This window comes from Mesorhizobium sp. LNJC394B00, assembly GCF_000502555.1.
Classification (GTDB): domain Bacteria; phylum Pseudomonadota; class Alphaproteobacteria; order Rhizobiales; family Rhizobiaceae; genus Mesorhizobium.
Genome location: NZ_AYWH01000028.1, coordinates 1 through 13,153, shown reverse-complemented (window position 1 = coordinate 13,153; position 13,153 = coordinate 1). Strand labels below are relative to the sequence as shown.

Here is a 13,153-nt window from a genome sequence, read left to right as displayed (position 1 = left end):
CGCGCTGGCCGATCTGCGTGATCTCGCGCAGGACAACCAGCAGGCCGACGTCTACAACCTGCTCGGCTTCACGCTGCGCAAGACGGGCGATTTCACCACGGCGCTGACCTACTACAACAAGGCGCTCGAGCTGAAGCCCGACCACAAGGCCGCCCGCGAATATCTGGGCGAACTCTATGTAGAGACCGGCGACATGGCCAAGGCCAACGAGCAGTTGGCGTCGCTGCAGAAGCTGTGTCCCGCCGGCTGTGAAGAACTCGAAGACCTCCACAAGGCCATCGACACCAAGGTGACAAAGTAAACCAGGCAGGTGCTGCAAGGCGCCTGCCCCTTTCCCATTGCCTGGAGCCCATCGTGACAACGACACAAACCGCCTGGAAACCACATCTCACCGACTTGACCCTGCTGACGGGTCGCCTGCTGCTCTCATTGCTCTTCGTGCATGAAGGCCTGGAGCTGGCGACGCATTTCGCCGGTGCAGCCAAGGCGATGGCGGCGCTCGGCGTCAGCCTGCCGCTTTTAATAGCCACCATAGCGCTGCAGCTGGGAGCTGGCTTTTCGGTCGGCCTTGGTCTGCTGACGCGTCTGGGCGCGGTGGCGCTCGGACTGTTCTGTTTGGCAACGGCAGCTTTGTTCCACACCAATTTCGCCAACCAGAACGAATTGCTGCATCTCGAAAAGGATCTCGCCATAGCGGGCGGCATGTTCGTCCTGGCCGTAGCCGGCGCCGGGGCGATATCTCTCGACAGGGTGCTGAACGGCCTCGTGAAGCGCCGGCAACAGGACAGAGAGACGGTTGCGGCGCTCATAGCGGCCGGTAGGCCTCTCNCTGAACGGCCTCGTGAAGCGCCGGCAACAGGACAGAGAGACGGTTGCGGCGCTCATAGCGGCCGGTAGGCCTCTCTCGTTGGGCGAAATCAAGCTTCCATTCTAAACCGGCCAACACGCCGGGCATCATACAACCCGCCCGCCCGGTCGGCGCCCGCAAACTGCCTCGGGGGGTGACGCAAGCCGTTCCTGGCGTGTCCTCCATTTTACGTCCGCTTATCGGCGCGGATAGTAATGCCCAGGAAGGACCTGCGACGATTCCGATCAGCAAGCCTCTTAATCGTTGTTGCAGTCGGCGATCTGCAGAGGTTCAAGGCATCCGTTGTTTGAATTACGTGCTCCCGCGCCGCGGATCATTCGCGGTTCTGGTATGCCAGAAGGCCAAGCATCGCGAGCGTCACTTTTCCGAGATTTGCATGGCTGTCAGAAAACGACACGTACCAACCCGCTCACGACGATCCATAGGCGCCGCGATGATAGATCAACGCCGGGCCAGGCTCTCCGCTCACCACATGCCGGACGCTGCCGAGGATTAGCGCATGGCTATGGCGAACTATCGTATCCTCGACGGTGCAATCGACTGCGGCAAGCGCACCTTCGAGCGCCAATGCGCCGCTTGCAAGGGTGGACCAGCGTGCACCCTCGTAGCGAGCCTGCCCCTTGAGGCCGCCTCGACCAGCAAAACGGTCGGCAATCGCGATCTGGTCGGCGCGTAGCACATTCACGCAGAAGTGCCGATGCCGGTGATGGCTGCCCATGTCGACGAGCTCAGGTTGATGCTGACGACCATCACCTCCGGTTCGACCGACAAGGAATGGGCTGTGGTAATTGTTGCGCCCGTCCGCTCGTCGCCGATGCCTGCGGTGACCACGGACACGGCTCCGGCCAGGTGTCGCATCGCAAATTTTAGGGAGATCCGGGTTTCATCCGGCAGAATGCGTTCGGTTAGTGTCATCTGGATAGCCTCATCGTGTTTGCACCTTCACGACGCCCTGCGACGCAACGCCGTCTGGTAACCCAACCATTGGTGAATTTCGGTGGCGATGCTCTCGGCATGGGCGGTGACTTCAGGGATGCCCATCAGCTCGCCGACGCTGCCGCGCGCCAGCGGTCCGCTGATGAAAATATTGTCGGCCGGGTGACCTGACTTACCGACCGCGCGGCCGTGGCTGTCGGTGTCGAGACCAAGGCCGGTTGGGTCAAGACGGACCAGGCCCAGATGTCCAAGGGCGGCAATCGCCGTGTTGGTGCGAAGAATGTCCGCATGCGCCGGCCCGGTCGTCACGATCACGCTGTCGAACGTCTCAACGATGAGGTCGTGTCGGCGCCTTGACCGCTGCGTGACGCGGATACGTCCGTCGGCCTCTTCGGCCTCGACAATCGATCCGGCGCGATAAGCGAGCGTCCCCTCGTCAAGGCGGCGATCCAGCACGACTGCTACCTGTGGCGCGATGCGGAAACGATGCACGTCCCAGAGCGCGCGAAGATGGCGCACCACGCGGCGCTGCTCGGCGAGCGGCAAGGCCTGCCAGATCAACTGCCCCTGACGCCGGACAGCGTCGAGGACCGGATACCCGTCTTCGCCCTGTCGCGTCGCTGCCGCGATCGTGGCCCGGATGCGCCTGAGCAGCACCGTGGCGCTGCGTAAAGGCAGGCTGGTGAAGTCGCCTATCGGGTCGCCCTGCATGGCGGCCTGCACATGCGAGCGATAGCCATGGCGCGACAGTGCCGTGATGCGGCCGCGATGACCTCTACGGTCGAGGGCTGCAATGACGTCGGCCGAGGTCAGACCGGTGCCAACAATGAGAACACGGTCGTCGCGGCCGATCGCCTGCAGCCGTTCGAGATCGTAGGGATTGGCCACCAATCCGGCGACTGAGGCCACGCTGCGCAGCGGCGCCGGGAGGGCCGGCAATGGATGCGTCGCCGCGATCACCACAGCATCGGTGGAAAGCGTTGCGCCATCGGACAGGACAAGCCGGTAGCCCTCGCCACTGCGCTCGACCCAAGCAACTTCGGCCCTGACATGGCGGATCGCCTTGCTTTGCAGGAAGGGCTGCAGGTGGGATTCGACATAGCGGCCGAAGACCCGACGCTGCGGGTAAATCGCGCCGCTGGCGGCGATGGCCTGCGTATCGTCCAGAATAGCGCCGGTCTGCTCCAGCCAGTCGGAAAAATGGCCCTCCTCACCTGAGATCAGCGTCATCCTGGACGCCCGCACGTTGATGCGGTGCGAGGGATCGGCCGTCGAATAGGCCAGACCATAGCCGAGCGCCTCGCGGGGTTCGACGACCACGATATCGGCTGCATCGGCGGGCAGCAGCCGCGCCAGGTGAAACGCGGTTGCGGCGCCGGAAAAGCCGCCGCCAATGATGGCGACCGTCAGTTTCCCAGCCCTGCGGGAAGCGCTCAAGACTGGCTCGCGCGCAGCGCCGATGGTCGATGATCTCCGGCCACCGTTTCGCCGAACGGTCCCATGTTCACCGTCGTCGGCCGGGTCGAGATTTCGTGATCGAGCGGCAGCAGCGGCAGCACCAGTTCGCCGAAGCGATAGGCTTCCTCCAGATGCGGATAGCCGGACAGGATGAAGGTATCGATGCCAATCCTTCGGTATTCGTCGATCCGTTCTGCCACGGTCGCCGCGTCACCGACCAAGGCGGTGCCGGCGCCGCCGCGCACGAGGCCAACGCCGGCCCAAAGGTTCGGGCTGATTTCGAGCTTGTCGCGGCTGCCGCCATGCAACCGGCTCATGCGCGACTGGCCAACCGAATCCATGCGGGCGAAAACCTTCTGTGCCTCGGCGATCGTCTTGTCGTCGAGGCGGCTGATCAGCCGATCGGCATCGGCCCAGGCCTCGTCATTGGTCTCGCGAACGATGACATGCAATCGGATGCCAAAGCTCACTTCGCGGCCGGCTTTTTCGGCAAGGCCCCGCACATGCTCGACCTTGGCGGCGACGTCCGCCGGCGGCTCGCCCCAGGTGAGGTATTTGTCGATCTGCTCGGCGGCGACTGCATTGGCTACCTCCGACGAGCCGCCGAAATAGAGCGGCGGGTGCGGCGTCTGCACCGGCGGAAACAGCAGCCTTCCATCCTCGATGCGGAAATGCTTGCCTTCGAAGGCGACGGTTTCGCCGCGCAGCACCGCCTTGTAGATGTCGAGAAATTCCCGCGTCACCTCATAACGCTCATCATGGCTGAGGAAGATGCCGTCGCCCTTGTTCTCGACCGGATCGCCGCCGGTGACCACGTTGATCAGCAGCCGCCCACCGGAGATGCGGTCGAGTGTCGAGGTCATGCGCGCGGCGAGCGTCGGCGATTGCAGACCCGGCCGTACGGCGACGAGGAAGCGCAACCGCTGCGTCAGCGGCGCCAGCGCCGACGCCACCACCCAGCTGTCTTCGCAACTGCGCCCGGTCGGCAGCAACGCGCCATAATAGCCGATGGCGTCGGCGGCCTTGGCGACCTGGGTGAGATAGGGCAGATCGACCGCCCTGCCGCCCTCGGAGGTGCCGAGGTAGCGGCTGTCGCCATGCGTCGGGAGAAACCACAGGACCTTAATCCTGGAGGGGGTGGCAGCGCTCATGAATAGTCCTTTGTGACTTTACGGCGTTCCCGCTCAGCTCCAGGCGTGGAGCGGCGGGTTCACCTCGTTCAGGTAATAGTTCCCCAGGATCGCGTATTTCCAGCGCACCGGATCGTGCAGCGTGTGGGTGCGGGCATTGCGCCAGTGGCGGTCGAGATTGTGCTCGGCCAGCGTGGATCGCGTGCCGGCAAGTTCGAACAGTTTGTTGGTGGCGTTTATGGCGATCTCGGTGGTGAGGATCTTGGATTCGGCGACCGCGATCTGCGCTTCCGCGACCGTCTTCGCGTTAGGATCGGCCACGGCGCGGTCGACCGCAAGGCCGGCCTTTTCCAGAATAGCCTCGGCCGCATTGGCGCGCAGGCGAAGGTCGCCGATCGCCTGGATCGTATAGGGATCCTGCCAAGCATGATCGACGCCGCTGTCGATCCACGCGCGCGACCTGGTACGCACGAAGCTGACCGTCTCGTCGATCGCCGCCTTGGCGATGCCGAGATCGACCGCCGCCTGGATGATCTGGAAGATGGGTCCGTCGGCTGTCGGTTTGTCGTACCCCTTGTAGCCGGGGACGAGATGCGTCTTCGCCACCTTCACATTGTCGAGCAGGACCGTGCCGGAGAGCGTCGTCTTCTGGCCGAAGCTCGACCAGTCATCGATGACGGTCAGTCCGGGCGCGCCGCGATCGGCGATGGCATACCAGGCGCGCCCCTCGTCATCGAGCGCCACAATCGGCACCAGATGGGCGAGCAGGGCGCCGCTTGAATAGAATTTCTGGCCGTTGACCACGACATGGTCACCGGCATCGACGAACTTGGTCTCGAAGTCGGCGGCACGCTTGGAGCCGAACTCGGAAAACGCGTTGCCAAAGCGCGTGCCGGACAGTGCCTCGGCGAAGAGCAGCTTTTTCTGCGCCTCGTCCGAAACCGTGCGGATGGCGGCGACCACGCCGAGATGGTTCTGCGGAATCTGGCCAAGCGAGGGATCAGCCGTCGAGATGATGGTGATCACCTTCGACAGCGTCACATAGGACACCTCCGGCCCCCCATAGGCCTTCGGCACATTGATCGACCACAAGCCGCTCTGCGAAAAAGCATCGAGCTCTTCCTTCGGCCAGATGCGCTCGCGGTCCCGCTTCGAGGCTTCCCTAGCGAATTCAATGGCAAGTTTTTCGGCGATGGCGATCGCCTCGGCATCGGTCTTGATGATATGCGCCTTGGCCGACGGGCGCTCGACCGGAGGCACGGCGACGCGCGCGTCGGACGGCTGCTTGGATTGGATGGTCATGCTGCAGTCTCCTGGGGAAAGTGTTGCGATGGAAGCGGCGCGCCGCCGAGATAATAGGTCTTGATGTCGTCGCGCTGGCGCAGGTCGGCAGCCGACCCTTCCAGCACGCTTTTGCCGTTTTCGAGGACGGTGGCACGATCAGCATATTTCAGCGCCACCGCCGAATTCTGCTCGGCGACAAGGATCGAAAGACCCTCGTCCCGATTGAGCCGCTTCAAGGCGCTGAAGATCTCGTCGACGATCAGCGGCGCGAGCCCCATCGAGGGCTCGTCGAGCACGAAGAGTTTCGGCCGCGACATCAGTCCGCGACCGATCGCCGTCATCTGCTGCTCGCCGCCGGAGGTGAGGCCGGACCGCGTGCGCCGTTTCTCGAGAAGCCTCGGAAACAGCGCGTAGACACGCTCAAGGTCGGCCTTCACGCCAACGCGCGAGGATGAACGCCCGAGCGCCCCGGTCAGAAGGTTCTCCTCGACCGTCAGCGAGCGAAAGCAGTGCCGGCCCTCGAGAACCTGGACCAGGCCCTTGCGGACGAGGTGCGAGGGACTTGCCCTAGAAACATCCTCGCCATCGAAAATGATCCGGCCGGCAGTGACGGAGCCGCGCTCTGCCGGCAGAAGATTGGATGCGGCGCGCAACAGCGTCGTCTTGCCGGCGCCGTTGGAGCCGAGCAACGCCACGATCTCGCCCTTGCCGACCGAGAGGTCGACGCCATGCAGGGCGGCAATGGCGCCGTTGTAGACGGCCTCGACGCGGCTGATCGACAGGATCGGATTTTCCGGGCTGGACATCGATAACTCCGCTGCGAAGATGGATGGCACGGCCGGCCCGCGGGCCGGCCGTGAGCTCTTCAAACTCAGTTGCTGACCACCGCATCGGCGTCTTCGGCCGTGCGGATCTTGAGGCCCTTTTCCTTGGCATAGGCCTCGGACGACTTCTCGATGATCGGGCGCAGCAGCTTCCAGTCCGGCGCGATCCAGTCGGACACGACGTTCCACTTCTTGCCGTCCCACTGCTGGAAGGTCACGTAGCCGTCACCTTCGTGATTGTCCCAGGAGACGTTGATCGAGTGGAACAGGTCCTTGGCACCGAGCGCCTCGACGCGCGCCGGGTCGAGCTTGAGGTGTTCGAAGCCCCAACGGACCTCATCGCCGGTCAGCGTGCGATTGCCGAATTTGGCCTGCGCGATGCGGATGGCTTCGACATTGAGGATGCCGTTGACGATGCCGAGATTGTGGTAGACCGAGCCGATGCGGCTCTTGTCCTCGAGATTGCCCTTGCCGGCGTCGTAGACCGTCTTGACGATCTCCTTGACGACCGGGTAGTCGGCGCCAGACGCCTGGGTGGTGATGGCGGTGTAGCCCTTGGCGGCGTCGCCGGCGGGGATGACGTCCTCTTCAGAGTTGGACCAGACATTGCCGACGATGTGATCGGCCGGGAAGCCGGTCTTCTGCGCGGTCTTCAGCGCAACCGGGTTCATCACGCCCCAGCCGCGCAGCACGACATAGTCGGGACGATCGCGACGGATCGTCAGCCACTGTGCCTGCTGCTCGTTGCCGGGGTGCGGAACCTCGATCTGCGACAGTTCGAAACCGTATTTCTGCGACAGCAGCTCATAGATCGGGATCGTCTCCTTGCCGTAGGGCGAGCCGTGATAGAGCACGACGATCTTCTTGCCCTTGAGCTTGTTGAGGCCGCCTTCCTTGGAGGCGATGTAGTTCACGATGCCCGATGTTTCGCTGTAGGGGTTGAGCAGCAGCGGGAAGACGTAAGGGAATACCCGACCGTCGGTGGTGTCGGTGCGGCCGTGATTGATGGTGATAAGCGGCACCTTGTCGTCGGTGATGCGGTCGATCATGGCGTAGGCGATGCCGACCGAGAGCGGGTTCCAGGCGGCGATGCCGGGATTGCTCTTCAACCGTTCGTAGACCTCGACGCCCTTCTCGACCTCATACTGGGTTTCGCCCTCGCTCCAGGTCAGCTTGACGCCATTGACGCCGCCGTCGCGGATGTTGATCAGGTTGAGATAGTCGATGAAGCCGCCGAAGAAGCCGGTGCCGCCCGCGGCATAGGGGCCGACGCGGTAGCTCTGCAGCGGGAAATATTGTTCGTCGGCATGGACGGCTGTCGCGCCGAGCACGAAAGCGGTGGCGATCGCCGCTTTCTTGAGGTGACTGAAGAAGGTCATGAGTTGCGTCTCCTGAGGTTTTGGGTCCGTGAGAGAATGTCGAGCGGCGCTCAGCTGGACCTTGAGCCGATCCGTCGTTTCAGGCGGTCGAAGAGGGCCGACAGCCCGTTCGGTTCCGCGATGAGGAAAATGATGATGAGCGCGCCAAGCACGATGCGCTGGCTCATGTCGAGCACACCAGAATCGAACAGGCCGCCAAACACGAAGGCGCCGAGCCGAGACAGAAAGAGCGGGAAGACGACGATGAATGCGGCGCCCAGAAACGCACCGCGTATCGAAGCCAGCCCGCCGATGATGATGATGAACAGGATCTGGAACGAGCGGTCGAGATTGAAGCCGGCCGGCTCGACCGTGCGCAGATAGGTGAAGGCCCACAGCACGCCGGCGACGCCGATGATGAAGGATGAAATGGCGAACGCCAGCAGCTTGGTCGTAAGCACCGGGACGCCTATCACTCGCGCGGCGGTTTCGTTGTCGCGCACCGCGATGAAGTTGCGGCCGGTGGCGCTGTTGACCAGCCGCCAGACCAGCGCCGTCAGCACGATGACGGTGGTGACGGAAAGCAAATAGCGGCCGGTGGCGCCGTCGAGCGAAAAACCGGCTACGGCAAGGTGCGGTGCAGAAATCACCCCGGACGGATTGTCGTTGGAGAACCAGCCGAACTTGGTCAGCGCCCACTGCACGAAAAACTGGGCGGCCAGCGTCGAGACAGCGAGATAGAAGCCGCGCAGGCGCAGGCTCGGCAATCCGAAGATGACGCCGATGCCGGCGGCCGAAATTCCCGCCAGGATCATGGTCGCCGCCAGCGGCAGTCCTTCCACCCGCAGGTTGAAATTGTATGCGGCGAAGGCGCCTACCGCCATGAAAGCGGAGGAGCCAAGCGAAAGCTGGCCGCAATAGCCGGTCAAGAGGTTGAGGCCGACTGCCGCCAGGCTGAGCGCCAGGAACGGCAGCAGGATCGCCTCAACCAGATAGCTCGAGGCATAGGCCGGGATCAGGCCGTAGGCGACGACGATCAGCACGGCCGGCAAAGCGAATTTCCGGGCGAACTTCTGCCAGTCGATTGGAAGCCTGGCGGCGTCGAGCGCTTGCACGGCCATCGGTCAGACCCTTTCGACGGTTTTCTGGCCAAACAGGCCGGAGGGACGCACCAGCAGCACGACCAGCGCCAGCGCATAGGCGAACCAGCCTTCGATGCCGCCGCCGACGAAGGGGCCGAGATAGACCTCGGCGAGCTTTTCGCTGGCGCCGATGATCAGGCCGCCGACGATGGCGCCAAGGATGGAATCGAAGCCGCCAAGCACCAGCACCGGCAGCGCCTTCAACACGATCAGTGACAGCGAGAACTGGACGCCGAGGCGGGCACCCCACAGCAGTCCCGCGACCAGCGCCACGAAGCCCGCGGCCGTCCACACCGTTCCCCAGATCCGCGGCAGCCGCAGTCCGACGGCAAGGGCCGCGAACTGGTCGTCGGCGACGGCGCGAAACGCCAGCGCGATCCGGGTCCAATAGAAGAAGGCGCTCAAGCCCGCCACCATCGCTGCGGCGATGCCAGCTGCCAGAAGGTCGAACGACGAGATCAGGATGCCGCCGACCTCGAAGGGCGTGTCGTCGATGCCGAGATCAAGCCCGTGCACCTGCGTGCCCCAGATCAGTTGGGCAGCGCCCTCAATGATGTAGGACAGGCCAAGCGTGGCCATGAACAGTGTCATCGGCGAGCGGTTCACCAGCGGCCTGAGCACGGTTCGCTCGATGGTGAAACCCAGCGCGACCATGACTGCGAAGGTGATGAGCAGCGCAAGCGCAAACGGGATGCCGCGTTCGACCAGGCTGACAAAGGTGAGTGCCGCAAACAGCACCATCGACCCTTGCGCGAAGTTCAGCACACCCGACGTCTTGTAGATCAGCACGAAGCCGATGGCGACGAGCGAATACATGACTCCCGACAACAGGCCGCCGACCAGCACTTCGACAACGAAGAGAAAATCATAGTAGCTCATCAGATGCCCTCGCCATCCTCGCCCTCGGCGGTGCCGAGATAGGCCCGGATCACGTCCGGATCGGCGCGCACTTCGGCCGGCGTGCCGTCGGCGATCTTGCGGCCGTAATCGAGCACGGCGACGCGGTCGGATAGGCCCATGACGACCCCGATGTCGTGCTCGATTAGGATGATGGTGACGCCATGCCGGTCGCGCGCGGCGCGCACGAACCCGGCCATCTCGGCTTTCTCGGTCGCCGTCATGCCCGCCATCGGTTCGTCGAGCAGCAGGATCTTCGGCTCGGCAACCAGCGCTCGCGCCAGTTCGACCCGCTTCTGCAAGCCGTAGGGCAGCGTCGCAACCAGCCGATCGGCGACCGTTTCCAGATGCAGGAAGGCGATTGTCTGGTCGACCTTTTCGGCAATCGCAGCGTCTTCGCGCCTGGCGCGTGGCAGGCCGGCAATATGTTCGACGAAACTGGCGCGCCTGGTGTGGACGCGGCCCGACGCGATGTTGTCGTGCACGGAAAGCCCGGGAAAGAGCGCCAGGTTCTGGAAGGTGCGCGCGACGCCCAGACGTGCCAGACGGTTCGCGGGCACACGGGAGAATGACTGGCCGGCGATCGCGATCTTGCCGTGGTCGGCGTGATAGAGGCCGCTGATGATGTTGATCAGCGAGGATTTGCCTGCGCCGTTGGGGCCGATCACGGCGCGGATTTCGCCGCTCTTGACCTCGAGATCGACATCGCTCAGCGCCGTGACGCCGCCGAACGAAATGCCAATCCCGCTCAGAGTCAGGATCGCATCGACCTTTGCCGACAGGCGCGCCGGGCGCGTGTCCGTGAGTGGACCAGCGCCAGCAAGAATGCCGGGGATTTCGGGCGCACGCTCGTATGCGGCGGCTCCCAGCGAAGCACCAATCATGACACGTTCCTGATTTTGAAGGAGTGCGCGGCCCGCAGGCCACGCCCTGGCCTATTCGGCGGCGACAAGCTCCCTGTCACGCGCCGCTTCCAGTTCGCGCACCAGCGGGATGATGCGCTTGCCGAAGAACTCGACCTCTTCCTGGAAATGCAGGAAGCCGAGCAGGATCAGATCGGCGCCGGCATCCTTCAGCTTGAGGATGCGTTCGGCGATCTGTTCCGGCGTGCCAATCAGATTGCTGCGGAAGCCGTCATTGTATTGCACCAGATCCTCAAGGGACGACTTCGCCCAGTTTCCCTCGCCTTCCGGCGAGGCCTTGCCGGCATTCTTGACCTGGTCGGCAAAGCCCTGCACCGCTTCGGGATTGGCCTTGGCGACGATCTCGTCCAGCACGGCGCGTGCTTCCGCCTCGGTTTCGCGAGCAATGGCAAAGGCGTTGACGCCGATCTTCACCTTGTGGCCATTCGCCTTCGCCTTGGCCTGGATATCGTCGACCTGCTTCCTGATCTCTTCGGGCGTGTTGCCGTTGGTGAAATACCAGTCGGACACCCGCGAAGCCATGTCACGCGCGGCGCGCGACGAGCCGCCCTGGAAGATCTCGGGCTGCGGATCGATCGGCTTCGGCTTCATCGAGTAGTTGGTGAAGCGATAGAAGTCGCCCTTCAGCGTAAAATTGTCCTCGGTCCAGATGCCGCGCAACGCGCGGATGAACTCCTCCGAGCGGCGGTAGCGCTCGTCATGGTCGAGCCACAGCTCGCCGATGGCGGCGAACTCGCCACGGAACCAGCCGCTGACGACATTGACGGCCACGCGGCCATTGGTCAGGTGGTTGATGGTGGCGATCTGCTTGGCCGCCAGCGCCGGGTTCCATGGACCGGGCAAGACGGCGGCAATCACTTTCAGCGTTGTGGTGGCGGCCAGCAGTGCGTGGCTGAACGACACGGATTCGTGCTGGTTGTCGGCGCCGTAGCCGGCGGTGAAGCGGATCTGGCTCAGTGCGTAGTCGAAGCCGTTGGCCTCTGCGATCTGGGCGAGCTTGCGGTTGTAGTCGATGTCCCAACCGGTCCGCTGCTCGATGTTGGAGATGACCAGGCCGCCGGAGACGTTCGGAACCCAGTAGGCGAATTTCAGGCCGTCGGAATGAGACGTCATGTCGTTGTTCCCTTTTTGGTTGGCTCAGCCGACGCGCGCTGCGGCGGCGGCATTTGCATGGTTGGAATTGAGCAGTGAAACCGCTTCGGATGCGGCCCGTGAAATGCGTTCGCGTATCGCCTCGCCGACGATTTCGGCGCCGATGAAATCGTCGGGCGCCCCATAGACGCCGGTCGGTACGGTGACGGCGCCGAAAAAGCCGAATAATGGCCGCAACTGATGTTCGAGAACCAGGCCATGGTATGGACTTCCGCCTGTCGCCGCGAGAAGCACGGTCTTGCCGGCGAGCGCGCGATAGTCGACGAGGTCGAACAGGTGCTTGAGGGCGCCGGTGTAGGAAGCCCGATAGACAGGCGTTCCGACCACGAGCAGATCGGCCTCCTCGACACGCTGGATAATCGCTTCGCCGGACGCGCCGAGGGCGCCACGGGACAGTCCGACAAAAAGCGAAGGCGCCGCCTCGGTGATTTCGATCAGGCCCGTGTCTGCCGGGACGCGCAGCGCGACGTCCTTGACCAGCGCGTTCACCACCGCGGTTGTTCGCGATGGCGTGCTTACGCCGCCGGATATTCCGAGAACCGATAGCCTTGCCAACTCGTCAATCTCCCAGACCCTGCATGCGCATCGGTCATTTCCAAACCGGGGCAGACGATATTCGACAAAATCTATAGAGATAAGGAACGACGTTTCGATTTTTCGCCTTTGGCGAGAAAAATCCGGTTCTGCTAATGTGCGGTAGCAACGTCCATCTGGCGATGGCCGGGAAGGATCAAAACGGCTCGCAGTCATCTATCGACGTTTTTGAAAGCGCCGATGCCGGGCAATAAGGATCGTTGCCATGATGCCTGGCGTCGCCGTCGCGCAATACTACGAAGCGGCTTCCCTTGCCGGCGACATCACCAGTTTCTGGGTGCCCAATCGGGATTGTCTCTTTCCATGGTGTGCGACATTGGCTTTAGGATTAGCCGCAGCGACAGTTGGGACACAGGCATCCTTGTGGACGCCTCGAGTGCGACAACGTCCAGCAGCGCTGGACGGCTGGACGGCGCCAGTTGCTCGCGATCGACACGGGCAAGCTCTATGGCGGGCGTGGGGATTTCCTGCCGGTGGCCGAGGCGATAGCCAGCAGATCGTCCATCTCGGTAAGTCGACGAGATCGTCACCGCCTATCACCCACGGCGTCAATGACGGCCCAGGGATCTGGTGGGCTTTTCTGCTGG

General features: G+C 63.4%; 14 protein-coding genes. 2 read left to right on the top strand and 12 right to left on the bottom strand.

From position 1 onward, the window contains the following. Together X751_RS135120 and X751_RS0134895 are read left to right on the top strand one after the other, a co-directional pair. Positions 1–301 (top strand): tetratricopeptide repeat protein (locus X751_RS135120; protein WP_023746472.1); only part of this gene is annotated, 301 nt, incomplete at its 5' end. A gap of 53 nt (positions 302–354) precedes the next feature. Further along, a complete protein-coding gene (locus X751_RS0134895) occupies positions 355–897 on the top strand; it encodes a DoxX family protein (RefSeq protein ID WP_084558371.1) in 543 nt (180 codons plus the stop codon). Between the two features lie 380 nt (positions 898–1,277). Here the strand turns inward: X751_RS0134895 and X751_RS01000000164610 are convergent, their stop codons facing one another. The 12 genes from X751_RS01000000164610 to msuE form a co-directional block, all read right to left on the bottom strand. Beyond that, positions 1,278–1,586, bottom strand: a complete 309-nt coding sequence (locus X751_RS01000000164610; protein ID WP_280806236.1) for a flavin reductase family protein — start codon at positions 1,584–1,586, stop codon at positions 1,278–1,280. Continuing rightward, the gene (locus X751_RS1000000168555; RefSeq protein WP_023834046.1) at positions 1,550–1,783 is read right to left on the bottom strand and encodes a flavin reductase; all 234 of its coding nucleotides are present in this window, start codon (positions 1,781–1,783) and stop codon (positions 1,550–1,552) included. The genes X751_RS01000000164610 and X751_RS1000000168555 overlap by 37 nt, the downstream gene beginning before the upstream one ends. Positions 1,784–1,810: 27 nt before the next feature. Continuing rightward, positions 1,811–3,241, bottom strand: coding sequence for an FAD/NAD(P)-binding protein (locus X751_RS135125; protein WP_023746468.1), 1,431 nt, complete (start codon positions 3,239–3,241; stop codon positions 1,811–1,813). Further along, on the bottom strand, positions 3,238–4,413 hold the full coding sequence (gene ssuD / locus X751_RS135130; RefSeq protein WP_023746467.1) for an FMNH2-dependent alkanesulfonate monooxygenase: 1,176 nt from the start codon (positions 4,411–4,413) through the stop codon (positions 3,238–3,240). The genes X751_RS135125 and ssuD overlap by 4 nt, the downstream gene beginning before the upstream one ends. A gap of 33 nt (positions 4,414–4,446) precedes the next feature. Next, the gene (locus X751_RS135135) at positions 4,447–5,694 is read right to left on the bottom strand and encodes an SfnB family sulfur acquisition oxidoreductase (protein ID WP_023746466.1); all 1,248 of its coding nucleotides are present in this window, start codon (positions 5,692–5,694) and stop codon (positions 4,447–4,449) included. After that, positions 5,691–6,482: an ABC transporter ATP-binding protein gene (locus X751_RS135140; RefSeq protein ID WP_023746465.1), complete on the bottom strand. Its 792-nt coding sequence runs from the start codon at positions 6,480–6,482 to the stop codon at positions 5,691–5,693. The genes X751_RS135135 and X751_RS135140 overlap by 4 nt, the downstream gene beginning before the upstream one ends. Before the next feature lie 65 nt (positions 6,483–6,547). Then, complete coding sequence (locus tag X751_RS135145; RefSeq protein ID WP_023746464.1) at positions 6,548–7,879, bottom strand: ABC transporter substrate-binding protein; 1,332 nt, start codon at positions 7,877–7,879, stop codon at positions 6,548–6,550. 50 nt (positions 7,880–7,929) lie between these two features. Then, positions 7,930–8,979 carry a branched-chain amino acid ABC transporter permease gene (locus X751_RS135150; protein ID WP_023746463.1) on the bottom strand — a complete coding sequence of 350 codons (1,050 nt, stop codon included), beginning with the start codon at positions 8,977–8,979 and terminating at the stop codon, positions 7,930–7,932. Between the two features lie 3 nt (positions 8,980–8,982). Next, complete coding sequence (locus X751_RS135155; protein ID WP_023746462.1) at positions 8,983–9,879, bottom strand: branched-chain amino acid ABC transporter permease; 897 nt, start codon at positions 9,877–9,879, stop codon at positions 8,983–8,985. Next, positions 9,879–10,781 carry an ABC transporter ATP-binding protein gene (locus tag X751_RS135160; protein WP_023746461.1) on the bottom strand — a complete coding sequence of 301 codons (903 nt, stop codon included), beginning with the start codon at positions 10,779–10,781 and terminating at the stop codon, positions 9,879–9,881. Before X751_RS135160 ends, X751_RS135155 begins: the two co-directional genes overlap by 1 nt. Positions 10,782–10,832: 51 nt before the next feature. Beyond that, positions 10,833–11,933, bottom strand: coding sequence for a dimethylsulfone monooxygenase SfnG (gene sfnG, locus X751_RS135165; protein ID WP_023739635.1), 1,101 nt, complete (start codon positions 11,931–11,933; stop codon positions 10,833–10,835). Between the two features lie 24 nt (positions 11,934–11,957). Then, positions 11,958–12,527: an FMN reductase gene (gene msuE / locus X751_RS135170; protein ID WP_031204125.1), complete on the bottom strand. Its 570-nt coding sequence runs from the start codon at positions 12,525–12,527 to the stop codon at positions 11,958–11,960. Positions 12,528–13,153: the final 626 nt, after the last annotated feature.